Source organism: Mycolicibacterium smegmatis (assembly GCF_001457595.1).
GTDB classification, from domain to species: domain Bacteria; phylum Actinomycetota; class Actinomycetes; order Mycobacteriales; family Mycobacteriaceae; genus Mycobacterium; species Mycobacterium smegmatis.
The window spans coordinates 254,836-278,632 of sequence record NZ_LN831039.1; the positions used below are offsets into that span (position 1 = coordinate 254,836).

Here is a 23,797-nt window from a genome sequence, read left to right on the forward strand (position 1 = left end):
CCAGCCTAGAGACAGGACGAGCCGATCCTCGGTCCGAGCGTGCGTCCGTGGCGGGATTCGGGCCGATTTCCCGCCCTGCACGCACAGCCGATCACCGCCAGATGAGCTCCCAACCGACCGGTGGATCGGGCGGGTGTCCTACGCTGTGGGCGTGGATATCAACGGAGCTAGCGCAATCGTCACCGGTGGCGCATCAGGTATCGGCGCGGCATCTGCCCGCCTGTTGGCAGCCAAGGGAGCCAAGGTCGTCATCGCCGACCTCCAGGCAGACAAGGGCGAGGCACTCGCCAAGGAACTCGGCGGCGCGTTCGTCAGCGTCGACGTCACCGAGACCGACCAGATCATCGCCGCGGTCGACAAGGCCGCCGAACTCGGTCCGCTGCGTGCCCTGGTGAACTCGGCCGGTATCGGCTGGGCCCAGCGCACCATCGGCAAGGACGGTGAGTACGCGTCGGCGCACAACCTCGACGTGTACAAGAAGGTGCTCGCGATCAACCTGGTCGGCACCTTCGACTGCATCCGCATCGCCGCGACCGCGATGAGCCGCAACGAGCCCACCGAGACCGGCGAGCGTGGCGCGATCGTCAACATGACCAGTGTCGCGGCGTTCGACGGGCAGATCGGCCAGGCCGCCTATTCGTCGTCCAAGGGCGGCGTGGTGGGCCTGACCCTGCCGGTGGCGCGTGACCTGTCCGCGGTGGGCATCCGCGTCAACACCGTGGCGCCGGGCCTCATCGACACCCCGATCTACGGCGAGGGTGAGGGCTCCGAGGCGTTCAAGGCCAAGCTCGGCGAGTCCGTGCTGTTCCCGCACCGCCTGGGCAAGCCCGAGGAACTGGCCTCGATGGTCATCGAGCTCATCACCAACTCCTACATGAACGCCGAGGTCGTCCGCGTCGACGGCGGTATTCGGATGCCTCCGAAGTAATCTCCGCGAGCAGACTGCAGAACTGCCCCTTTCCACGCGGAAAGGGGCAGTTCTGCTTCGTGGTCTGCTTTGTAAGAGGCCTACCAGTCCGACTCGTCGTACTTGATGACGCCACGGATGTTCTTGCCGTCCAACATGTCCTGGTATCCGGAGTTGATGTCTTCGAGCTTGTAGGTCCGGGTGACCATGTCGTCGATGTTGAGCAGGCCGGACTTGTAGAGCGCTGCCAGCCGCGGGGTCTCGATGTGGCTGCTGCCGCCTCCGAAGATGTTGCCCTTCAAGGTCTTCTGCAACATCGTGAACAGGAACAGGTTGAGCTTGACGTCGACGTCGGTCATCGCACCCATGCCGGTCACGACACACGTGCCGGTCTTGGCGGTCAGGATCAACGCCTCTTCGATGTACTCGCCCTTCATCTCGCCGACGGCGATGATGACCTTGTCGGCCATCAGACCGTGGGTGACGTCGATGACGGGGGCGATGGCCTCTGCCATGGTGGGGTAGACGTGCGTGGCGCCGAACTTGACGGCCTGCTCGCGCTTCCACTCGTTCGGATCGATCGCGATGACCTGCTTGGCGCCCGAGATCACCGCACCCTGCAATGCGCTCATGCCGATGCCGCCGACGCCGACGATGATCACGGTCTCGCCGGCCTGCACCTGCGCGACGTTGGTGGCCGAACCGAAGCCGGTGGGCACCGCGCAGCCCATGATGGCCGCGGTCTCGAACGGGATGTCCTTGTCGATCTTGACGACCGAGTCCTTGTGCACGGTCATGTACGGCGCGAAGGTGCCGAGCAGGTTCATCGGCGACACCTCGTGGCTGCCGGCGTGGATACGGCTGGTGCCGTCGGCGATCGCCTTGCCGCCCAGCAGAACCGCGCCGCGATCACACAGCGAGCGGAAACCCTTCAAACACGGCGGGCATTCACCGCACGCCGGGATGAACGCCAGGATGACGTGGTCACCTTCTTCGATGCCCGTGACGTTCTTGCCGACCTTGGTGACGACGCCGGCGCCCTCGTGCCCGCCGAGCGCGGGCAGTCCGATGGGCGTCGCGCCCGTGGTGATGTGGTAGTCGGAATGGCACATGCCGGCAGCGTGCAGCCGGATCTGTACCTCATCGGCGACGGGGTCGCCCAGATCGATCTCGTCGACCTTGAACGGCGAATTCAGTTCCCATAGCAGAGCGCCTTTGGTCTTCATGAATTGCGATAATAGAACAGGTTGCAGATTAGTCCACCACCTAGTTTCTGAACTGCGGCTTTGCATGCTTGAAGACGTCGTTTTTGTGGGTCGCCGACGGTGGCTCCGATGAGTTGGACACCTGCGGCGGGTCTATCCGGGGACACCAGAAAGCCGACGAGAGGTGAACCCATGCCCGTCAAGATCAACGCCAGCATCGTGCCGAACCTGTGGTTCGACCGGGAAGCCGAAGAAGCCGCCGAGCACTACATCGCGGCGTTCGGCGGCAACGGCCGCATCCTCAACAAGATCGCCGCACACCCCGACGCGCCGTCCCCTCAGGACGTGCCCGTGGTGGTCGAGTTCGAACTGGTCGGGCAGCGCTTCGTGGGCATCAACGGCGGCCCGCAGTTCACGTTCAACGAGGCCGTATCGCTCGAGGTGCGGGTCGCCGGGCAGGAGCAACTCGACCAGGTGTGGGCCGCGCTCACCGAAGGCGGCGAGGAACTGCCGTGCGGATGGCTCAAGGACAAGTACGGGCTGGCGTGGCAGGTCACGCCGAGCGAGTACTACGACATGGTCACAAAGGGTGACGAAGAGGCCAACAACCGGCTGATGACCGCGGTGCTGAGCACGCACGGCAAGTTCGACCTGGCCAAGCTGCAGGCCGCCTACGACAACGCCTGAGCGCTAAAGCGTTTCGGGCAGCCCGAACTTCTTGAACAGCCCCTCGCCCATGAACGCCACGACATGGGAGATGCCGTCGGCGGTGATGTCGAGGACATGCAACTGGAAGGCCTCGTGCCGGCCGGTCTCCCGGTTCAGCATGTACATCGCCGCAGCAGGCTGACCGTTGGCGGTCGTCTGGAGAAAGCGCATGTCGCCCGGCTCCTCGGCCGGGCACTTGTAGCGCGACAGGTCGCCGATGGCCTGTGGCCCCTGGTACCAGCTGTCGAAGGGAGGCATCTCCCAGATGGCCTCTTCGGTGAACAACTCGACCAGCTTGTCGATGTCGTAGGCCTCGAACGCCGCGATGTAGCGGTCGAGCGTGGCCTGCGCCTGCGGCGAGTCCGGCGCCTCGATCTTGTCGTCCTCGTTGGGGCCCACGGCCTCGAGCTGCGCGCGGGCACGCTGCAGCAGGCTGTTGACGGCCGCGGTGGAGGCTCCGATGGCCTCGCCGACCTCGGAGGCCTTCCACTGCAGAACCTCACGCATCACCAGCACCGCGCGTTGCCGTGGCGACAGGTGCTGCAGCGCGGCCACGAACGCCAGCCGCACCGATTCGCGCGTGCCGACGATCTGCGACGGATCGGCCGGATCGTCGCCGTCGGGCAGTGGCTCCAGCCACGGCACCTCGTGGTGCTCGGTGATCTGGTCCGTCGGCGCGGAACTGGGCGTGCCGAGACCGGACGGCAACGGCCTACGCGACCGGCCCTCCAATGACGTCAGGCACGTGTTGGTGGCGATGCGGTACAGCCATGTGCGCACCGACGATCTGCCTTGAAACCCCTGGTAGGACTTCCACGCGCGCAGGTACGTCTCCTGCACCAGATCCTCGGCGTCGTGCAGAGACCCGGTCATGCGGTAGCAGTGCGCGAGCAGCTCCCGCCGGTAGGTCTGGGCTTCGGCCAGGAAGGCGTCGGCAGGACTGTCATCGTCGAGTTTGTGTGCGAGGACCGTCACAGTCGTGAGCTTACGCAGGATGACCGACATGCCAGAAGGCCCAAATTTCGAGGAGCTGACAGGCCGGCATATTGCGACGCCACTACGCTCGCCATGGTGAGCAGCACCCGCAGTGAACACAGCTTTGCCGGCGTCGGCGGCGTCCGCATCGTCTACGACGTGTGGACCCCCGACACCGACCCGCGCGGGGTCGTCGTGCTGGCGCACGGTTACGCCGAACACGCAGGCCGCTACCACCACGTCGCGCAACGGTTCGGGGCCGCGGGCCTGCTCGTGTACGCACTCGACCACCGCGGACACGGCCGCTCCGGCGGTAAGCGCGTTCACCTGCGCGACCTGTCGGAGTTCGTCGAGGACTTCCGCACACTCGTCGGCATCGCCGCGAACGACCACCCCACACTGCCGCGGATCGTGCTCGGCCACAGCATGGGCGGCGGCATCGTCTTCGCCTATGGCGCTCGGTACCCGGGCGAGTACTCGGCCATGGTGCTGTCCGGGCCCGCCGTGAACGCACACGACGGCGTCTCGCCGGTGCTGGTCGCGGTGGCCAAAGTGCTGGGCAAACTCGCGCCCGGCATCCCGGTGGAGAACCTGGACGCCGACGCGGTCTCGCGCGACCCCGAGGTGGTCGCGGCCTACAAGGCCGATCCGATGGTTCACCACGGCAAGCTGCCCGCGGGCATCGCGCGCGCGCTGATCGGCCTGGGACAGAGCATGCCGCAGCGGGCCGCGGCGCTGACCGCGCCGCTGCTGGTGGTGCACGGCGACAAGGACCGCCTCATCCCGGTGGCGGGCAGCCGGCTGCTCGTCGACCGCGTGGCTTCCGAGGATGTCCACCTGAAGGTCTACCCCGGGCTGTACCACGAGGTGTTCAACGAACCCGAACAGAAACTCGTCCTCGACGACGTCACCTCATGGATCGTGAGTCATCTGTGAAAAAGACTGTCGCAGTGCTGATGTCACTGCTCGTCCTGGCCGGCTGCGGTGAGAACCACCAAGCGGCCGAGCCGGGCTGGACCGACACCGACGTGAGTTTCGACTCCGACGGGCTGACCATCCACGGCACCTACCGCCACGACGGCAAACCGGGCCCGGCCGCGTTGCTGATCTCCGAGAGCGGTCCCACCGACCGCAACGGTGACAACAAGGTCGTCGGACCTGTCGGCAACATGCGTCAGCTGGCCGAAACCCTCTCGGACAACGACGTTTCCAGTCTGCGCTTCGACAAGATCGGAACCGGGGCCACCGGGCTCGGCCCGTACGAGACCAAACCCACCCAGGTGGTCAGCGGCGTCTACACCGCGGGCGCGGGCGCCGCGCTGCGCTACCTGGCCGACCAACCCGACACCGACGGCGACAGGCTCTCCATCTACGCCGTCGGTGAGGGAGCCGTCCACGCGATGTCGCTCGCGGGCCGCGAGGACCCGAAAGTCCACTCGCTGGCGCTGTTTCAGCCGCTGTCCGGGCGTTACCTCGACATCATCACCAACCGCGTGCGCGCCGGTGGCACACCCGAGGTGCTCGACGCGTGGCTCGCGACGGTCGAGGAGATCCGCACCAAGGGCACCGTGCCCGACGACCTGCCCGAAGGACTCACCGCGATCGTCAACCCCGGCAACCTCAACGCCATCATCGAGGCCGACAAGATCGATCCGCTGGCACTGGCCGCGCAGCTGCCCGACGACATGCCGGTGCTGCTCACGTGCTCGGACACCGACGCCCAGGCCAGCTGCGAGACCGAGCGGCCGCTGATCGACGCGCTGCACCACACCGCGCTGACCGTCATCGAGCTCAAGGGCGTCAACCACGTACTGCGCGACGACCCCACCGACAACATCGCCAACTACAGCACGTCCGCACCGCTGTCCCCGCAGGTCACCGACGCGATCGCGGAGTTCGCGTCGAAGTGAAGCACAAGAAGATGTCAGACGTCGTGACTAGGTTCTGCACATGAGCGACGACAAGATGCTCGCCCGCATCGCAGCGCTGCTGCGACAGGCCGAGGGCACCGACAATCCACACGAGGCGGAGGCCTTCATGGCCGCCGCGCAGCGGCTGGCCACCGCGACGTCCATCGATCTGGCGCTGGCGCGTGCGCACTCCGACAAACGCACCAAGGCCCAGATGCCGGTGCAGCGCACCATCACCATCGGTCAGGCAGGCACCAAGGGACTGCGCACCTATGTGCAGCTGTTCGTGTTGATCGCGCAGGCCAACGACGTGAAATGCGACGTGGCGTCCAACTCGACGTTCGTCTACGCCTACGGCTTCGCCGAGGACATCGACGCCACGCATGCGCTGTACACCAGCCTCGTGATGCAGATGGTACGCGCCTCGGAGGCCTACATCGCCTCGGGTGCGCACCGGCCGACGCCGACGATCACCGCGCGCCTGAACTTCCAGCTCGCGTTCGGCGCACGCGTCGGCCAGCGGCTGGCAGAGGCACGCGACGAGGCCAGGCAGGAGGCCGACGCCGCCGATCAGCCGGGCACTGCGCTTGCGTTGCGCGACAAGGACATCGAGCTGAAGAGCTTCTACCGGCAGGCGTCGCAGGCGCGTGGCACGTGGCGGGCCACGAGTGCGTCCGCGGGCTACTCGTCGGCGGCGCGACGTGCCGGTGACCGCGCCGGCCGGCGTGCACGGCTGGGGCCGATGCAGGAACTGTCGGGCGCGCGTGGCGCACTGGAGAAGTGACGGCCCGGGACACGCAGCGGGCGCGCGTCTACGCCGCTGAGGAATTCGTGCGGACGATGTTCGACCGTGCCGCACAACACAGTTCGCGCGCCATCGACTTCTTCGGGACCCAGCTCACGCTGCCGCCCGAGGCGAAGTTCGGATCCGTTGCGGCAGTGCAGCGTTACGTCGACGACGTGATCGCGCGCGTCGGCGCGGCGCCCGTGGCGGTGCGGGCCCGCCGCGGCACCAAGGCCGCTCACTACGAGATCGAGAACGCCGTCATCGCGGTTCCCGAGCAGCAGACCACCTGGGCGCTGCGCGAACTCGTGGTGCTGCACGAACTCGCCCACCACCTGTGCGCCACAGGGCCCGATCCCGACGGCCCGGCGCACGGCCCGCAGTTCGTGGCGACCTACTGCGAACTGTGCGAGACGGTCATGGGACCCGAGGTGGGCCTGGTGCTGCGGATGGTCTACGCCAAGGAGGGTGTCAGCTGACTGCGCTAGCCTGACGCTCGTGGCAGAACCCAGTGATGTAGACGTCCTGTTCAACCAACTGCTGCAGACCGAGGACCAGGCGCTGGCCGCAGCGCGGGAATCCACGCAGGCCGCGGGCATGCCCGCGATCGAGGTATCGGCGCAACACGGCAAGCTGCTGTCGCTGCTCGCGACGATGTCCGGGGCACGACGCGTCCTGGAGATCGGCACCCTCGGGGGTTACAGCACCATCAACCTCGCACGCGGTGCCGGTGCCGACGGCCGCGTCGTCACCCTCGAATTCGAACCGCGCCACGCCGAGGTGGCCCGCGCCAACCTGCAGCGCGCCGGCGTCGCCGACCGCGTCGAGATCATCGTCGGCGCGGCCCTCGAAAGCCTGCCGCGGCTCGCCGAGCGCGGCGAGGTCTTCGACTTCGTGTTCATCGACGCCGACAAGGAGAACAACGTCGCCTACGTCGAGTGGGCGATCAAGCTCGGGCACCCGGGCACAGTTGTCGTGGTGGACAATGTGACCCGGTTCGGCCGCGTCCTCGAACCCGCTCCCGACGACCTGCAGGCCCGAGGCGTGCGCGACATGTTGCAGATGATGGGCGAGCACCCGCGCCTCGACGCCGCCGCCATCCAGACGGTCGGCGCCAAGGGCTGGGACGGCTTCGCCGTCGCGGTGATCAGCTGAGCCGTGATCAGTTGACGGCGTCTGCCGGTTCGCGCTGAATCGGCTTCGGCCACGGCGAGGGCTTCGGGCGCCGGCGCACCATCTGGGGCCACCAGAACCACTTGCCCAGCAGGGCCGCGATCGACGGCGTCATGAACGAGCGGATCACCAGGGTGTCGAACAGCAGGCCCAGGCCGATCGTGGTGCCGACCTGGCCGATGATCGCCAGTTCGCTTACGGCCATGGACATCATGGTGAATGCGAACACCAGACCGGCTGCGGTCACCACTGAACCGCTGCCGCCCATGGCGCGGATCATGCCCGTGTCGAGGCCGGCGTGGATCTCCTCCTTGATGCGTGACACCAGCAGCAGGTTGTAGTCGGCACCGACGGCCAGCAGCACGATCACCGCCATGGCCAGCACCATCCAGTGCAGTTCCAACCCGACCAGGTGCTGCCAGATGAGCACCGACAGGCCGAACGCGCTGCCGAGGGAGATCACCACCGTGCCGACGATCACCGCCGAGGCCACCACGGCCCGCGTGATGATCAGCATGATGATGAAAATGAGGCACAGCGCCGCGATGCCGGCGATGATCAGGTCGTAGTTGGCGCCTTCCTGCATGTCCTTGAAGGTCGCCGCGGTGCCGCCGAGGTAGATCTTCGAGCCCTCCAGCGGCGTGCCCTTGATGGCCTCCTTCGCCGCGAGCTTGATGTCGTCGATCTTCTGGATGCCTTCCGGGCTCATCGGATCGCCCTCGTGGCTGATGATGAAACGGACCGCGTGCCCGTCGGGCGACAGGAACATCTTCATGCCGCGCTTGAAGTCCGGGTTGTCGAAGGTCTCCGGCGGCAGGTAGAACGAGTCGTCGTTCTTGGCCTTGTCGAAGGCCTCACCCATCGCGGTGGAGTTCTCCTGCATCGCGGCCATCTGATCCTGAAGACCGGCGTTGGTGGCCTGCATGGTCAGCATCATGGTCTTCATGGTCTTCATGGTCGTGATCATGGGTTCCATGTTCGCGATCATCACCGGGATCAGTGCGTTCATGCGGTCCATGTCAGGGACGATCTGCTCGAAATCCGCTGTCATGGTGTCGATTCCGTCCATGGTGTCGAAAATCGACCGCAGGGAGTAGCACATCGGGATGTTGTAGCAGTGCGGTTCCCAGTACAGGTAGTTGCGGATCGGCCGGAAGAAATCGTCGAAATCGCTGATGTTGTCGCGCAATTCCTTGATGTCGTCGACCATGCCGTGCATCTTGCCCACCATGCTGTTCATGGTGTCGCGCATCTGCTCCATGAGCGCGATCATCTTGGTCATGGTGTCGACGGTGACCTGCATCTGATCGGCCTGAACCAGCATGTCCGCCATGCGATCCTGCATGTACTTCTGGTTCATGGTCTGCGTGGTGCCCTGCATGCTGATGGTGAACGGGATCGAGGTGTGCTCGATGGGCGTGCCCTGCGGACGCGTGATGGCCTGCACCCGTGAGACACCCGGAACCCCGACGACGCGCTTGGCGATGCGCTCGATCACCAGGAAGTCGGCGCTGTTGCGCAGGTCGTGGTCCGACTCGATCATCAGCAGTTCCGGGTTCATCCGGGCCTGCGAGAAGTGCCGGTCGGCCGCGGCGTAGCCGCTGTTGGCCGGAAGGTCGGCGGGCTGGTAGTCACGGTCGTTGTAGTTGGTGCGGTAGCCCGGCAGCGCCAGCAGGCCGATCATCGACAACCCGACCGCGGCCACCAGGATCGGACCCGGCCAACGCACCACGGCCGCACCGACTTTGCGCCAGCCGCGGGTGCGCATCGCACGCTTGGGCTCGAGCGTCTTGCCGAACCGGCTGGCCACTGTGATGATGGCGGGTCCGACGGCCAGGGCCGTGAGCACCACGACAGTCATGCCGATGGCCAGCGGGATGCCCAGCGACTGGAAGTACGGCATGCGGGTGAAGTGCAGGCACAGCGTGGCGCCCGCGATGGTCATGCCGGAACCCAGCACGACGTGCGCCGTGCTGTGGAACATCGTGTAGTACGCCTGTTCGCGGCTCTCGCCGACACTTCTGGCCTCTTGATAACGGCCTATCAAAAAGATCGCGTAATCGGTCGCCGCGGCGATCGCCAGCGTCACCAGCAGGTTGGTGGCGAACGTCGACAGGCCGATGATCTCGTAGTAGCCGAGGAAGGCGATGACGCCGCGCGCGGCGGCGAGGGAGAACACCACCATCACCAGCGACAGGATCACCGTGATGATCGAGCGGTAGACCATCAGCAGCATGATGATGATGACCGTGAAGGTCAGCGCTTCGATCATCCGCATCGAGCGGTCACCGGCGATCTGCTGATCGGCCGACATGGCGGCCGGTCCGGTCACGTACGCCGTGACGCCCGGGGGCGCCTGGACGCTGTCGACGATGTCCTGGACGGCCTTGACCGACTCGTTGGCCAGCGCCTCACCCTGGTTGCCCGCGGTGTAGACCTGCACGTACGACGCGAGGCCGTCGGAGCTCTGCGCGCCAGAGGCGGTGAGCGGGTCGCCCCAGAAGTCCTGGACGTGCTCGATGTGCGTCTTGTCGGCCTCGAGCTTGTCGACGATCTCGTCGTAGTACTTGTGTGCCTCGTCGCCGAGGGGCTGCTCGCCCTCCAGCACGATCATCACCGAGCTGTTGGACTTGAACTCTTCGAACACCTCGCCGACGCGCTTCATCGCGATCATCGAGGGTGCGTCGTCGGGGCTCATCGACACCGACCGCATCTCCCCGACCTCTTCGAGCTGGGGGACGATCGTGTTCAGCACGGCGATGAGGGCGACCCAGACCAGGATTATCGGCACCGCCAGCGTGCGGATGAGCTTGGCGATGCCGCCGTGGTTGGTGTACTTGCCGTGTGCCGACGGAATGGCTTCGGTCGGTGCGTCGGGGGTGCTCATGCAGATTTCACCAGGCAGAAGGTCTGGGCGTTCACGCCGTTGGAGGTGCGCTCGTCTTTGAGTTCATCGTCGACGGTGATCCGGCAGGTGATGGAGTCGCCGTTGCCCTGCGCGACGATGTTGGGGAACACCGAGGGCGCGGTCGTGGACAGGGTCAGCGTCCAGGGCAGGCTGACCCCGTCGACGCGTTGCGGCTGGGCGTCGAGGTCCAGGTAGTTCACGTCAGCGGTCGCGCCGGGCTCGCCGTAGATCTCGTAGATCACGACCTTGGGATCGAACGGTTTGGTGTCGTCGACCTTCGCACTCGCGAGGCTCGGATCGTCACCGGAACCGAAGAACGTGCGCACGCGCATCACGGTGAACGCGCCGACGAGTACCACCACACCGATGAGCAGAGGAATCCAGAACCGCTTCAACAGCTTCATGGTCGGTGGCCGGCCTTTCGCGTAAGGGGAGCCCTCAAGGAAGCAGCGTGTCCGTTGGGGGTGGCCGCAGCGCAGACCAGGCACGTGGCATGCGTGCTTGGCATCGCTGGCTCCTCCCCGCAGAATCCTTGCCGGACGACAAGAGAAACCTATACAGTCGGCTAACCGGGATCAAGTCGGAAGACAGTCTAAGAGTGTGATGTGGCCCGCGCCTGGGTTGGTCCGGCGCGACGAAGGGACGGGGTGTGGCGAAGTCGGTTGCACCGCGCGGATTCGCGCGCGAGCGGGTGCTCGAAGCGGCGCTGAACCTGTTTGCCGAGCATGGCGTCAACGGCACATCGTTGCAGATGATCGCCGACCGTCTCGGTGTCAGCAAAGCTGCCGTCTACTACCAGTTCCACTCCAAGGACGACATCGTCTTCGCTGTCGTCGAGCCGATTTTCGGCGATATGCGCCGCGTGCTGAGGATCGCCGAGGCCATGTCGTCGCCCGACGCGCGACGTGAGGCCGCTGTCAGCGGCATGGTCGAATTGGCGGTGCGGCACCGGCGCGTCTCGGCGGTGTTCCACGGCGATCCCGCCATCGACAATTTGGTGCACAGTCGCAAGGATCTCCACGAGGTCATCGAACGACTCACCGCGATCCTGCTGGGGCCGGAACCGGGCACCGCCTGCCGCGTGATGATGTCGATGTTGGCTTCCGGGATCTTCAGCAGCGCAATGGATCCCGAGCTCGCCGACATCGATGACGAGGAACTGCACCGTGTGTTGCTCGACTGTACGCAGCGATTGTTGAACGCACCGGTTTCCAGTTAGGCCGCTTGCGGCTGCGTCAAAACCGCCTCTGGCCGAGGTGTCCGGGTCATATCCTGACCGAAGGTGGTTGGGATGGTGGCCTGTGGCACGTGCGGCACCGAACTTCGTCAGGGCGCGAGGTTCTGTGACTCGTGCGGTACGGCAATCGTCGACGGGTCCAAACACGCTGAGTACAAACAGGTCACGGTGCTGTTCGCCGACGTCGTGGACTCGATGCGGTTGGCTGCGGCGGTCGGCGCCGAGCGGTTGCGGGAGATCCTCTCGGCGCTGGTGAGCAGATGCTCGGGCGTCGTCGGGCATTACGGCGGCACCGTCGACAAGTTCACCGGCGACGGCATCATGGCGCTGTTCGGCGCCCCACTGGCGCTGGAGGACCATGCCCTACGGGCCTGCCTCGCGGCGCTGGATCTGCAGTACGAGAGCCACAGGCTGGCCGACGAACTCGACCTTCCCGCCGGGGTCGGTCTGCAGATCCGGGTCGGTCTCAACTCGGGCCAGGTGATCGCCGGCGAGATGAGCGCGGGCGGTTTCGGCTACACCGCGATCGGCGAACAGGTGGGCATGGCTCAGCGCATGGAATCGGTCGCACCCCACGGCGGCATCATGTGCAGCGACACCACCGCCCGACTGGTCGAGGACTCCGTGCTGCTCGGTGCGCCGGAGATGTTGCGCGTCAAGGGTTGTGACCGTCCGGTCGCGGCGCGGCGGTTGCTCGCCGCCACCAACGCGGCCCACGGGGGCCGCAGCGATCCCACACTCGTGGGGCGAAGCTGGGAGCTCAACACCATCGCGGGTCTGCTCGACGAGGCCGTCGAGGGTCGCGGAGGCATCGTCAGCGTCGTGGGGCCGCCCGGTATCGGCAAGAGTCGCATGGTGCGGGAATCGATCGAGCTGGCGCGCCGTCGTGGCGTCGCGGTGTTCTACACGTACTGCGAATCGCACGCGAGCGATGTCCCGTTCCACGTGGTCGTGCCGCTGCTACGCGAGGGGTTCGGGGTGGCCGGGCTCGACCCCGCTGCAGCGCGTGTGCGGGTACGTTCGCTGGTACCCGACGCCGATCCGGAAGACCTGCTGCTGCTCGACGACGTGCTGGGCATCGCCGATCCGGACGTCCCGATGCCCGACCTCGACGCCGACGCGCGTCGCCGTCGCGTCGCCGCACTGGTCAACGCGGCATCGCTGGCGCGTCGGGAACCCGGGCTCTACGTCCTGGAGGACGCGCACTGGATCGACGAGGTCAGCGAATCCATGCTTGCCGAGTTCCTGACCGTCGTCACCCACACCCACTCCGTCATGCTGATCACCTACCGGCCCGAATACACCGGCGTGCTGGCCCGGGTCAGTGGCGCGCAGACAATCGCGTTGCGGCCCTTGACCGATGGGCAGACGTCGACGTTGCTGACCGAACTGCTCGGGCCCGACGCCGCGGCGCACCAGCTCGCCGGCCTGATCGCCGACCGGGCGGCAGGCAACCCGTTTTTCACGCAGGAGATCGTGCGTGACCTCGCCGAGCGCGGTGTGCTGCGCGGCGAACGCGGCGCGTACCGGTTCCACGGTGCCGACGTCGAGATCGGTGTGCCCGCGACGCTGCAGGCCACGATCGCCGCGCGCATCGACCGGCTCGAAGTGGAAGCCAAACGGACGCTGAGCGCGGCGGCCGTGATCGGCCTCCGGTTCGGGCCGGACATGCTGGCCGCGCTGGGGGCCGACGTGTCGATGCAGGCGCTCATCGATGCAGAACTGGTCGACCAGGTGATGTTCGCCCCGCGGCCCGAGTACGCATTCCGGCACCCGTTGATCCGGATGGTGGCGCTGGAGTCGCAGCTCAAATCCGATCGGGCCGAGCTACATCGGCGCCTCGCGGTCGACATCGAACGGCGGGCACCGCACGCCGCGGACGAGCACGCGGCGCTGATCGCCGATCACTACGAGGAGGCCGGCGACCTGCGCGCGGCGTTCACGTGGCACATGCGGGCCGGCACCTGGTTGACCAACCGGGACATCGATGCCGCGAGGCTGAGCTGGCAGCGTGCGCGCCATGTCGCCGACCAGCTTCCGCATGACGCCGAGGACCGCGCGGCGATGACGATCGCGCCACGCACCTTGCTGTGCCTTAGCACGTGGCGGGCCGGCGGCCACCTCTCCGACACCGGTTTCGACGAGCTGTGCGCGCTGGCCGCCGCCGCCGATGACAAGGTGTCGCTCGCAACCGCGATGGCGGGTCAGGTGTCGGCCCTGCTGGTGCATGCGCATTATCGCGAATCTTCCAGCTTGGCTTCCGAACTCACGAGCCTGCTGGAGTCCGTCGGGGATCGGCGGCTCACCGTCGCACTGCTCTTTGCGGCGCTCGGGGCGAAGTTCCAGACCGGCGAGGCCAACGAGGTGGTGCGGTTGGCCGACCGCCTGATCGAACTGGCCGACGGCGACGCCAACATGGGCAACCTGATCATCGGGTCGCCGTTGGTGACGGCATGGACCGTGGGCGGCATGGCGCGGGCGTGCCTCGGCGACCCGGACTGGCGGACAGGTCTGGACCGCGCAACACCTTTGGTGCGCGACTTCGGCATCACGACGCGCGCACTGATGCTCACCTACAAGTGCATCGGCCTGCCGACGGGGCTCCTGCTCCCCAGCCCGGAGCTGCTGGAGGAAAGTTGTGAGGTGCTCGAGGTCGCTCAGCGGTCCGCCGATGACCTCGCCTTGGCCGGCGCCCAGGTGTCCCGGGGGCTACTGCTGCTCTGGCAGGGTGGGCCGTACCGCGACGAGGCTCTGGAATTACTGAGCCTGGGCCGCGAGGCGTCTGTGCGGGAACAGTTCACCATGGCTGCGGTGCCTGCGGTCGACACAGAGTTGGCCCGTGACATGGCCGCGCGCGGCGATCTGGACGTTGCGATCGAGTTGGCGCGCGACGTTGTCGACACCAGCATCGACAGTGGCGAGGCGATAAACCTGAATCCGTGGAGCGGCCCTCCTTGAGGTGTCCGTGTGTGGTTTCTGCTGCGTTCGGTGTTGCGGGCATGCGGTAGTTGCTGGTCTGCCCAGCTTTTCCTGTGTGCTCCGGTTGGGCCTGTTCGGCGCGTTGGTCAGGTCGTTGCCGGTAGCGGTGGGCTGTATCCGATGGTGTTGCGCCACAACGTGAGCCAGTGCTCTGTCCAGGGCCAGTGCTCGGGGAGGTGCAGGATCGGTCGACGCTGGGGTCGGGCCAGACGGGCGGGAATGTTGACGATCTTGCGGCGCAGCGTCGCGCCGCGGGCAACCACGTGGGCACCTCCTGCGAGCACGCCGGCGGCGCGCAGCAGGTTGTGCGCGATCGCCGCGCACAACACCCACGCACTGTTGGCACCGAACTGTCCTGAGGGCATGTGGGCCAGGGGTCCGTCGATCAGATCGGCGAAGACGGTTTCGATGATCGCGTGCTGGCGGTGGGTGATGTCAGCCTCGGCGGTCGGCAAGTCTGTGTTGGTGAAGAACGGGTGATACCGCCACACCGGGAACAGCGCGTCCCGAAATCTCGCGTCTTTGACTCGCCGCACCACCAACCGCGCGGTGAACCGATCTTTGGTAGAGGCGAAGGCGGTGTAGCTGACCTCGGCGACCTCGGCATCAGAAATCCAGTCACCGGTGTCGGGATCACGCACTGCACCGGGATAGTTGACCGGCTCCCAGGCCTGCTCGTCGATCGAACTGATGGCCCGATCAACCGCGGTATTGCGGGTCATCACCACCGAGAAGTGCGCATTGTGGGCTCGGCAGGCGCCCACCACCGACCGGGTGCCGTAGGACGAATCGCCACGCACCAGCAGTTGCCCGCGCACGCCGGCGGCGCGGGCGGTGGCGATGGCTTGGGCGACCATGCGGCCCGCACCCTTCCCGGAACTGGTCTTACCGGCGCGCAGCCGCATCCCGGCGATCACCGGCGCCGCTCCGGGGGTGCTGATCGTCGTCGCCAACGGGGAGAGCCCTTTACGCAGAACCTGCTTACCAGCGATCTTGGTATGCCCGTAGGAGGCACCCTGTTTGGCGTGGCCATAGACCGGGCGCAGCAGTGAGTCGATGTCGATGAACGCCCCCGTGTCGGATCCGGGCAGCAGGTCCACCCGCGCACAGAGTGCGGCCAGATGATGACGCAGGACCGACTCCAACTGCCGGGCGTGTCCGAAGGTGAACTCCCGCAACAGTGTTCCGATCGTCGATGGTGCATAGACCCCATCGAAGAGCGTCTTCATCCCGCCGCCACGCACGAGGTCGAGGTCATCAATGCTGTCGGCGCCGGCGCACATTCCGGCGACCACGGTGAGCAGCTTCGGCGACGGGTTGGCCGACCCGGACTTGATCCGTGGTTCGCTGATACGAACCTTGTCGGCCAGCAACTGTGACAGCCCGGTCTGGGTGGCCAGCGTCATTACCGGCACCAGACCGGCGCACGACACGAGATGGGCATCATCGAAGACCGCCGACGACGCAGCGAACCTATGGGACACTTTCACCGGAAGTGCCTTTCGAAGTTGTGCCGATAAGTGCCTAGAGAACACTCATCATCACAGCTCAGAAGGCACTTTCCTCGTCACGACACCCTGCGACCAGCCAATTCATCGGTGGATCGAGGATAAACATGAGTGCCAGCGTGACCGTGTTGGTGCAGTCGCTGATCGCGCGCGGGGACCGCGATGATCTCGACCATGCGCAGCGGGTCATCGACCGGTTCGCGGCCCTTCCCACTGATCCGGGCTTCGTGCTGTACGACGTCCAGCTGATGCGATTGCGCGCCCTGCTGGCCCGTGCACGAGGGGACGAGGAACGGTACCGCGAGTGTTCGGACCGCTATCGCGAACTCGCGACGGCGTACCGCTACGAGGGCCACATGGCGCTGGCCGCGCGAATGGCGTGACAGTCGATCACCGCGAGCGTGCGTGGACTGCTGAGGATTTACGGTGTGTCCGGCAGCAGGCACGCACGCTCGCGGTGCGGAGCAAAAAATTTAGGTGCAGACTGCGCCGACGGCGGCGGACTGGACCAGCTTGGTGTACTTGGCCAGCACACCGGTCTTGTACCGCGGCGGCAGGGGCTCGAAGCCGGCCTTGCGGGCCTCGAACTCTTCTTCGTCGACGAGCACGTCGAGCGTGCCCTTGGCGACGTCGAGGCGGATGCGGTCACCGTCGCGCACGAACGCGATCGGGCCGCCGTCGACGGCCTCCGGCGCGATGTGCCCGACGCACAGACCCGTCGTACCGCCCGAGAACCGACCGTCGGTCATCAGCAGCACGTCCTTGCCCAGACCCGCACCCTTGATGGCGCCGGTGATCGCGAGCATCTCGCGCATACCGGGACCGCCCTTGGGGCCCTCGTAGCGGATCACCACGACGTCGCCCGCCTGGATGGTGCCGTCCTCGAGCGCGTCCATCGCGGCACGTTCGCGGTCGAAAACCCTTGCAGTGCCCTCGAACACGTCCGAATCGAAGCCGGCTGACTTGACCACCGCACCCTCGGGAGCGAGCGAGCCGTGCAGGATCGTGATGCCGCCGGTCGGGTGGATCGGGTTGTTCATGGCCCGCAGCACCTTGCCGTCGGGATCCGGGGGAGCGATATGGGCCAGGTTCTCGGCCATGGTCTTGCCCGTGACCGTCAGGCACTCGCCGTTCAGCAGACCGGCATCCAGCAGAGCGCGCATCACCACGGGCACACCGCCGATCTCGTCGACGTGCTTCATGACATGGCGGCCGAACGGCTTGACGTCCGCGAGGTGCGGGACCTTGCTGCCGACGCGCGTGAAATCGTCGAGCGTCAGCTCCACCTCGGCCTCGCGGGCGATCGCCAGCAGGTGCAGCACGGCGTTGGTGGACCCGCCGAACGCCATGACCACGGCGATGGCGTTCTCGAAGGCCTCCTTGGTGAGGATGTCGCGAGCGGTGATGCCGCGACGCAGCATGTCGACGACGGCCTCGCCGGAGCGGCGCGCGAACTCGTCGCGGCGCTTGTCGATGGCGACCGGCGACGCGCTGCCGGGCAGCGACAGGCCGAGGGCCTCGGCGGCGCTGGCCATGGTGTTGGCGGTGTACATGCCGCCGCAGGCACCCTCGCCGGGGCAGATCGCGCGCTCGATGATGTCGACGTCCTCACGCGACATCAGGCCGCGCACGCACGCGCCGACGGCCTCGAACGCGTCGATGATCGTGACTTCCTTCTCGGTGCCGTCGGTCAGCTTCGCGACACCCGGCATGATCGAGCCGTTGTAGAAGAACACCGAGGCGAGGTCCAGCCGCGCGGCAGCCATGAGCATGCCCGGAATGGACTTGTCGCAGCCGGCCAGCAGGACCGTGCCGTCGAGGCGCTCGGCCTGCACGACGGTCTCGACGCTGTCGGCGATCACCTCGCGCGAGACCAGCGAGAAGTGCATGCCCTCGTGGCCCATCGAGATGCCGTCGGACACCGAGATGGTGCCGAATTCGAGCGGGTAGCCGCCCGCCTCGTGGACGCCGTCCTTGACCGACTTCGCGAGGCGCTGCAGCGACATGTTGCACGGCGTGATCTCGTTCCACGACGACCCGACGCCGATCTGCGGCTTGGCCCAGTCGGCGTCGCCCATGCCTACCGCACGGAGCATCCCACGGGCGGCCGCCTTCTCGAGGCCGTCGGTGACGTCGCGACTGCGGGGCTTGATGTCAGGAGTCTCGGTGGACTTGTCGTCTGAGGGCATGGATGCAAGTATGCTCGCTCGGTTTCTCGCGTCCAAACCAGCGTGCATACCCCCATGGGGTACCGGTATGCTGGCGTGATGGACGCAACTGACGAATCGGGCGTGCACGGCTACTCGGCGCAGAAAGAGAACTACGCCAAGCGACTGCGCCGTATCGAGGGTCAGGTCCGCGGCATAGCGAAGATGATCGACGAGGACAAATACTGCATCGACGTCCTCACCCAGATCAGCGCCGTCAACAGCGCATTGCAATCCGTCGCGCTCGGCCTGCTCGACGAACACCTGGGCCACTGCGTGAGCCAGGCCGTCGCCGAGGGCGGCCAGGAGGCCGAGGCCAAGCTCGCCGAGGCATCGGCCGCGATCGCGCGCCTCGTCCGGTCCTGACGTGGCGGCCCCGACGCGCTAATCCCCGAGTTCGCGCTCGATGCGTTCGACCTTCGCGGTGAGCTGGCCTGTGTAGCCGGGCCGGATGTCGGCCTTGAGGACGAGGCTGACGCGCGGGGACACCGCGGCCACCGCGTCGACGGCACGTTTGACCACGTCCATCACCTCGTCCCACTCACCCTCGATGTTGGTGAACATCGCGTTGGTCTCGTTGGGTAGGCCCGACTCGCGGACCACGCGCACGGCCGCGGCGACCGCGGCGCTGACACTGCCCGACTCATCACCGCCGGTCGGACTGACACTGAAGGCAACAATCACGACACCGATTCTGCGCGCCGACTCAGCTCGCGGGCACCCCGAGCCGTTAGCGTGGCCCCACCATGACCGTGACGCCGCCGACGGTGAGCCCGTGGACCGTGCGCGTCGCCGCGCAGCTGACGGTGCTCGCGGCGGCGGCGTTCATCTACGTCACCGCCGAGATCCTCCCGGTCGGCGCGCTGCCCGTGATCGCCGCGGACCTCAACGTGAGCGAGGGTCTGGTCGGGACGCTCATGGCGGGCTACGCGCTGATCGCGGCGCTGACCACGGTGGCGCTGGTGCGGCTGACCGCACGCTGGCCGCGCCGTCGCGCGCTGCTCGTGACCATGGTGTGTCTGACCGTCTCGCAAGTGATCTCGGCCATGGCACCCAACTTCGCGGTGCTCGCGGGCGGGCGTGTGCTGTGTGCGCTCGCCCACGGCCTGATGTGGTCGGTGATCGCGCCGATCGGGGTGCGCCTGGTGCCGCCCAGTCACGCGGGCCGTGCGACCGCGGCGGTGTACGTCGGCACCGGTCTGGCACTCGTGGTGGGCAACCCGCTGACCGCTGCCCTCAGTGAACTGTGGGGGTGGCGGCAGGCCGTGGTCGCGGTCGCGATCGCGGCGGCGGCCGTGACCCTGGCCGCGCGGGTGCTGCTACCGCTCATGCCCGCCGAGCGTGCCCGGGCCGGGTCCGCGGGCAGGCCCGTCCACGGACGCGGCCTTCTCACGTTGTCGCTGCTGACGCTCATCGGCGTCACCGGGCATTTCGTCGCCTACACGTTCATCGTCGCGATCATCCGGGACGTGGTCGGCATCGACGGACCCCACCTGGCGTGGCTGCTGGCCGGGTACGGCGTCGCGGGCCTGGCCGCGATGGCCGCGATGGCCGCGATGGCACGGCCGCTGGACCTGTGGCCGAAGGCATCGGTCACGGCCGCTCTGGTGGTGTTGGCAGCGTCCCTGGTGACGCTCGCGGTGCTGTCCGCCCAGCCCCGGGCCGGGGTGACGACCGGGGTGGTGATGGTGATCGGGACCGTGGCGATCGTGCTGTGGGGCGCGTCCTCCACGGCGCTGCCGCCCATGCTGCAGACCTCGGCGATGCGCACGTCGCCCGAGGACCCCGACGGTGCGTCCGGCCGGTACGTCGCGGCGTTCCAGGTCGGCATCATGACCGGCGCCCTCGTCGGGGCGGGTGTCTACGAGGCCGTCGGACTCACCGCGATGATCGGCACCGCCGCGGTGCTGATCACGGCCGCGATGTGCGGCGCGCTGGCCGTGCGGGACGTGTTCAACCGGTCCCGCGACCTGTCGACGCGGTAACCGCGGTAACACAGTGGCCGCAGGGGCCGACCTACATCGCAGTGGGGCGTAGATCCGGCCCGGCACACGGACCTTCCTGTCGAACGGTTGTTCGGAGAATCTCGGCCTGTGCGCGCCCTGTGCGACACTGGAACCAGTTGTGCTCTGGAGGTACCACATGCCGAAATCGGCAAAACGCAGACTGATCACCGCTTTCATGGCCGCGGGTTTGGTCGGTGGACTGGTCATGAGTCCGTCCGCTTCAGCAGATCCCGAAGTGCCGGCCCCGCCGGTCCCCGTCGAACCGGCCGCGCCCCCGGCGCCGCCCAATCCGTTCGCATTCCCGCCGCCCGCCGCTCCGGCGGCAGTCGGGCCGGCGGACCCCGCGACGCCCGGTGCGACCGCGACCGACCCCGACGCGCAGGTGGTCACCAACTACGGTGCGCCCGCCGTGCCGATCGAGGGCGTGCCCGAGGGACAGAACCCGGAACCGTTCACCGGTCAGCCGCCGTTCCTGCCGCCGTCGTTCAACCCCGTCAACGGGTCGATGGTGGGCGTCGCCAAACCCATCTACATCAACTTCCAGCGGCCCATCGCCAACAAGCAGATGGCGCAGGACGCGATCCGCATCACGTCCAACCCGCCCGTGCCCGGCCGGTTCTACTGGGTCACCGACACCCAGTTGCGGTGGCGCCCGCAGGACTTCTGGCCGTCCAACACCGTCGTGAACATCGACGCCGCGGGCACCAAGTCCAGCTTCCGCGTCGGTGACTACCTGGTGGCGACCGTCGACGACAGCACCCACCAGATGGAGATCCGCCGGAACGGGAAGCTGGAGAAGACCTTCCCGGTGTCGATGGGCAAGAACGACGGCAAGCACGAGACCAAGAACGGCACCTACTACGTGCTGGAGAAGTTCGAGGACATCGTGATGGACTCGTCGACCTACGGCGTGCCCGTCGACTCGGCCGAGGGCTACAAGCTCAAGGTCAAGGACGCCGTGCGCATCGACAACAGCGGCATCTTCGTCCACAGCGCCCCGTGGTCGGTGGGCGACCAGGGCAAGCGCAACGTCAGCCACGGCTGCATCAACCTCAGCCCCGAGAACGCCCGCTGGTTCTACGAGCAGTTCGGCAGCGGCGACCCCGTGGTGATCAAGAACAGCAAGGGCGGTTGGTACGACCAGCCCGACGGTGCATCCGACTGGCAGATGTTCTAGCCGGACGTCATACGAAGAACCCCCGCAGCCCGGCTGCGGGGGTTCTTCGTTGTCGGATCCGATCAGTTCCAGATGCGGACCCGACGCTCGGGTTCGAGGAACAGCTCGTCGTTCTCGGTGACATCGAACGCCTCGTAGAAGTCGTCGATGTTGCGGACGACGCCGTTGCACCGGAACTCCGGCGGCGAATGCGGATCGACCGCCAGACGCCGGATGGCCTCGGCCTCACGGGACTTGGTGCGCCACACTTGCGCCCAGCCGAAGAACACGCGCTGCACACCGGTCAGGCCGTCGATGACGGGGGCCTCCTTGCCCTTCAGCGAGAGCTTGTAGGCGAGCAGCGCGATGGACAGGCCGCCGAGGTCACCGATGTTCTCGCCGACGGTGAACGCGCCGTTGACATGGTGCGACGGGTCGAGCCCGCGCGGCGTGAACTGCTCGTACTGCTCGATCAAAGCCTTGGTGCGAGCACCGAATTCGGTGCGGTCGGCGTCGGTCCACCAGTCCACGAGGTTGCCGTCGCCGTCGTACTTGGCACCCTGATCGTCGAAGCCGTGCCCGATCTCGTGACCGATCACCGCGCCGATGCCACCGTAGTTGGCCGCGTCGTCGGCCTCGGCGTCGAAGAACGGCGGTTGCAGAATCGCTGCGGGGAACACGATTTCGTTCATGCCGGGGTTGTAGTAGGCATTCACGGTCTGCGGCGTCATGAACCATTCGTCGCGGTCCACGGGGCCACCGAGCTTGGCGAGCTCACGGTCGGAGTTCACGATGTAGCCCCGGCGGTAGTTGCCGTACAGATCGTCGCGCTTGATCACCACCGCGGAGTAGTCGCGCCAGCGGGCCGGGTAACCGATCTTCGGCGTGAACTTGTCCAGCTTCGCCAGCGCCTTGGCCCTGGTCTCCGGGGTCATCCAGTCCAGCTCGTCGATGCTGACCCGGTAGGCCTCACGCAGGTTGGCCACCAGTTCGTCCATGCGCGCCTTGGCCTCCGGCGGGAAATGCCGCTGCACATAGAGCTTGCCGAGCGCGTCACCCATGAGGTTCTCGACCACCGACACCGCGCGCTTCCACCGGTCGCGGATCTGCTCGGTGCCCGACAGGGTGCGCCCGTAGAACGCGAAATCCTCGGCCACCAGGTCGTCGGTGAGCAGCCCGGCGCGGGCGTGGATGACGCGCCAGCGCGCCCACGCCTTCCAGTCCTCCAGATCCTCCGAGGCCCACAGCCCCGCGAACGCGGTCAGGTAGTCGGGCTGGCGGACCACGAGCTCGGCCACGGTGTCCGGCGTGGTGCCGAGTCCCTGGACCCACCCGGACCAGTCGAAGCCGGGGGCCTCGGCGGGCAGGTCGGCGAACCGGCGCAGGTTGTAGGTCAGGTCGGCGTCGCGGCGTTTGACCACGTCCCAGTGCGCGGCGGCGATCTTGGACTCCAGCGCGACGATGCGCGCGGCGGTGTCGGTGTGGTCGCCGCCGTAGATCAGGCCGAACATCTTGGCGATGTGCACGGGGTAGCCGGCCAGGATCTCGGCGTGCTGCTCGTCGCGGAAGTACGACTCGTCGGGCAGGCCGATGCCGGACTGTCCCATGTGCAGCAGGTACCGCGTCGAGTTCTTCGAGTCGGTGTCGACGTACACGCCGGCACCGCCGCCGACGCCGGTGCGCTGCAGTCCGCCCAGCACGGCCGCCAGTGCGTCGGCATCGGGGGCCGCGTCGATCAACGCCAGTTCGTCGAGCAGCGGCTGCAGACCACGCTCGGCGATGGTCTGGGTGTCCATGAAGCTCGCGTAGAGGTCGCCGATGCGCTGCTCGTCGGTGCCGTCGGCCGCGCCTGAGGCGGCGGCCTCGGTGATCAGATCGCGGATCTGCTCCTCGGCGCGGTCGTAGAGCAGGCGGAACGCGCCGTCGGTGGCCCGGTCCGCGGGGATCTCGTATTCGGTCAGCCAGCGCCCGTTGACGTGGCCGAACAGGTCGTCTTGGGGGCGGGTCCGCGGATCGACATGGGTCAGGTCGATGCCTGACTTCCCGGTCGCGTCCGCGGTGCCGCGAGTTGCTTGAACCGTCACCCCGACATTCTTCCAGACGCCCGCCGCGGCGCCCGGCGTCGAACGGACGC

Annotated in this window: 20 protein-coding genes and 1 pseudogene; 13 read left to right on the top strand and 8 right to left on the bottom strand. The window is 67.0% G+C overall.

Going from position 1 to position 23,797, the window contains the following annotated elements; genetic code table 11:
* Positions 1-151 precede the first annotated feature (151 nt).
* Complete coding sequence (locus tag AT701_RS01120) at positions 152-928, top strand: SDR family NAD(P)-dependent oxidoreductase (RefSeq protein ID WP_003891557.1); 777 nt, start codon at positions 152-154, stop codon at positions 926-928.
* Between the two features lie 80 nt (positions 929-1,008).
* Here the strand turns inward: AT701_RS01120 and AT701_RS01125 are convergent, their stop codons facing one another.
* Positions 1,009-2,133 carry an NDMA-dependent alcohol dehydrogenase gene (locus tag AT701_RS01125; RefSeq protein WP_003891558.1) on the bottom strand — a complete coding sequence of 375 codons (1,125 nt, stop codon included), beginning with the start codon at positions 2,131-2,133 and terminating at the stop codon, positions 1,009-1,011.
* A 171-nt stretch (positions 2,134-2,304) separates the two neighbouring features.
* Between AT701_RS01125 and AT701_RS01130 the strand changes: the two genes are divergently transcribed.
* Positions 2,305-2,799, top strand: coding sequence for a VOC family protein (locus AT701_RS01130; protein ID WP_011726749.1), 495 nt, complete (start codon positions 2,305-2,307; stop codon positions 2,797-2,799).
* 3 nt (positions 2,800-2,802) lie between these two features.
* On the opposite strand, the gene AT701_RS01135 is transcribed toward AT701_RS01130, so the two are convergent.
* Positions 2,803-3,825: a sigma-70 family RNA polymerase sigma factor gene (locus AT701_RS01135; protein ID WP_011726750.1), complete on the bottom strand. Its 1,023-nt coding sequence runs from the start codon at positions 3,823-3,825 to the stop codon at positions 2,803-2,805.
* Between the two features lie 63 nt (positions 3,826-3,888).
* Here AT701_RS01135 and AT701_RS01140 point away from each other — a divergent pair, with 63 nt between their 5' ends.
* The 5 genes from AT701_RS01140 to AT701_RS01160 are packed head-to-tail and all read left to right on the top strand — an operon-like array spanning position 3,889 to position 7,644.
* Entirely contained in the window at positions 3,889-4,731 is an 843-nt protein-coding gene (locus AT701_RS01140) for a monoacylglycerol lipase (RefSeq protein WP_011726751.1), read from the top strand.
* On the top strand, positions 4,710-5,705 hold the full coding sequence (locus AT701_RS01145; RefSeq protein WP_014876704.1) for an alpha/beta hydrolase: 996 nt from the start codon (positions 4,710-4,712) through the stop codon (positions 5,703-5,705). Before AT701_RS01140 ends, AT701_RS01145 begins: the two co-directional genes overlap by 22 nt.
* Before the next feature lie 40 nt (positions 5,706-5,745).
* Positions 5,746-6,489: a DUF2786 domain-containing protein gene (locus AT701_RS01150; RefSeq protein WP_011726753.1), complete on the top strand. Its 744-nt coding sequence runs from the start codon at positions 5,746-5,748 to the stop codon at positions 6,487-6,489.
* Positions 6,486-6,968, top strand: coding sequence for a TIGR04338 family metallohydrolase (locus AT701_RS01155; protein ID WP_058124968.1), 483 nt, complete (start codon positions 6,486-6,488; stop codon positions 6,966-6,968). Before AT701_RS01150 ends, AT701_RS01155 begins: the two co-directional genes overlap by 4 nt.
* A 19-nt stretch (positions 6,969-6,987) precedes the next feature.
* Positions 6,988-7,644: an O-methyltransferase gene (locus tag AT701_RS01160; RefSeq protein ID WP_058124969.1), complete on the top strand. Its 657-nt coding sequence runs from the start codon at positions 6,988-6,990 to the stop codon at positions 7,642-7,644.
* 7 nt (positions 7,645-7,651) lie between these two features.
* Here AT701_RS01160 and AT701_RS01165 read toward each other — a convergent pair whose 3' ends face one another.
* Positions 7,652-10,549, bottom strand: coding sequence for an MMPL/RND family transporter (locus tag AT701_RS01165; RefSeq protein ID WP_011726756.1), 2,898 nt, complete (start codon positions 10,547-10,549; stop codon positions 7,652-7,654).
* On the bottom strand, positions 10,546-10,974 hold the full coding sequence (locus AT701_RS01170) for an MmpS family transport accessory protein (protein ID WP_011726757.1): 429 nt from the start codon (positions 10,972-10,974) through the stop codon (positions 10,546-10,548). The genes AT701_RS01165 and AT701_RS01170 overlap by 4 nt, the downstream gene beginning before the upstream one ends.
* Before the next feature lie 245 nt (positions 10,975-11,219).
* Between AT701_RS01170 and AT701_RS01175 the strand changes: the two genes are divergently transcribed.
* Both AT701_RS01175 and AT701_RS01180 read left to right on the top strand, forming a co-directional pair.
* Entirely contained in the window at positions 11,220-11,789 is a 570-nt protein-coding gene (locus tag AT701_RS01175) for a TetR/AcrR family transcriptional regulator (RefSeq protein WP_011726758.1), read from the top strand.
* 72 nt (positions 11,790-11,861) lie between these two features.
* On the top strand, positions 11,862-14,765 hold the full coding sequence (locus tag AT701_RS01180; protein ID WP_223495245.1) for an adenylate/guanylate cyclase domain-containing protein: 2,904 nt from the start codon (positions 11,862-11,864) through the stop codon (positions 14,763-14,765).
* 107 nt (positions 14,766-14,872) lie between these two features.
* Here the strand turns inward: AT701_RS01180 and AT701_RS01185 are convergent, their stop codons facing one another.
* The gene (locus AT701_RS01185) at positions 14,873-16,276 is read right to left on the bottom strand and encodes an IS1380 family transposase (RefSeq protein WP_058124898.1); all 1,404 of its coding nucleotides are present in this window, start codon (positions 16,274-16,276) and stop codon (positions 14,873-14,875) included.
* A 125-nt stretch (positions 16,277-16,401) separates the two neighbouring features.
* On the opposite strand from AT701_RS01185, the gene AT701_RS01190 reads away from it, so the two are divergent.
* Positions 16,402-16,677: a hypothetical protein gene (locus AT701_RS01190; RefSeq protein WP_058124970.1), complete on the top strand. Its 276-nt coding sequence runs from the start codon at positions 16,402-16,404 to the stop codon at positions 16,675-16,677.
* 90 nt (positions 16,678-16,767) lie between these two features.
* On the opposite strand, the gene ilvD is transcribed toward AT701_RS01190, so the two are convergent.
* Positions 16,768-18,483 (bottom strand): dihydroxy-acid dehydratase, encoded by a 1,716-nt coding sequence (gene ilvD, locus AT701_RS01195; RefSeq protein WP_011726760.1) that lies wholly within the window; start codon positions 18,481-18,483, stop codon positions 16,768-16,770.
* A 78-nt stretch (positions 18,484-18,561) separates the two neighbouring features.
* On the opposite strand from ilvD, the gene ricR reads away from it, so the two are divergent.
* The gene (ricR, locus tag AT701_RS01200) at positions 18,562-18,867 is read left to right on the top strand and encodes a copper-sensing transcriptional repressor RicR (protein WP_011726761.1); all 306 of its coding nucleotides are present in this window, start codon (positions 18,562-18,564) and stop codon (positions 18,865-18,867) included.
* Between the two features lie 18 nt (positions 18,868-18,885).
* Here ricR and AT701_RS01205 read toward each other — a convergent pair whose 3' ends face one another.
* Entirely contained in the window at positions 18,886-19,185 is a 300-nt protein-coding gene (locus tag AT701_RS01205) for an MTH1187 family thiamine-binding protein (protein WP_011726762.1), read from the bottom strand.
* Positions 19,186-19,247: 62 nt separating this feature from the next.
* On the opposite strand from AT701_RS01205, the pseudogene AT701_RS01210 reads away from it, so the two are divergent.
* Positions 19,248-20,370: pseudogene (locus AT701_RS01210) on the top strand (MFS transporter); the annotation flags it as partial.
* Between the two features lie 273 nt (positions 20,371-20,643).
* Entirely contained in the window at positions 20,644-21,684 is a 1,041-nt protein-coding gene (locus AT701_RS01215; RefSeq protein WP_011726764.1) for a L,D-transpeptidase, read from the top strand.
* 62 nt (positions 21,685-21,746) lie between these two features.
* Here AT701_RS01215 and AT701_RS01220 read toward each other — a convergent pair whose 3' ends face one another.
* On the bottom strand, positions 21,747-23,747 hold the full coding sequence (locus AT701_RS01220) for a M13 family metallopeptidase (RefSeq protein WP_011726765.1): 2,001 nt from the start codon (positions 23,745-23,747) through the stop codon (positions 21,747-21,749).
* Between the last annotated feature and the right edge of the window lie 50 nt (positions 23,748-23,797).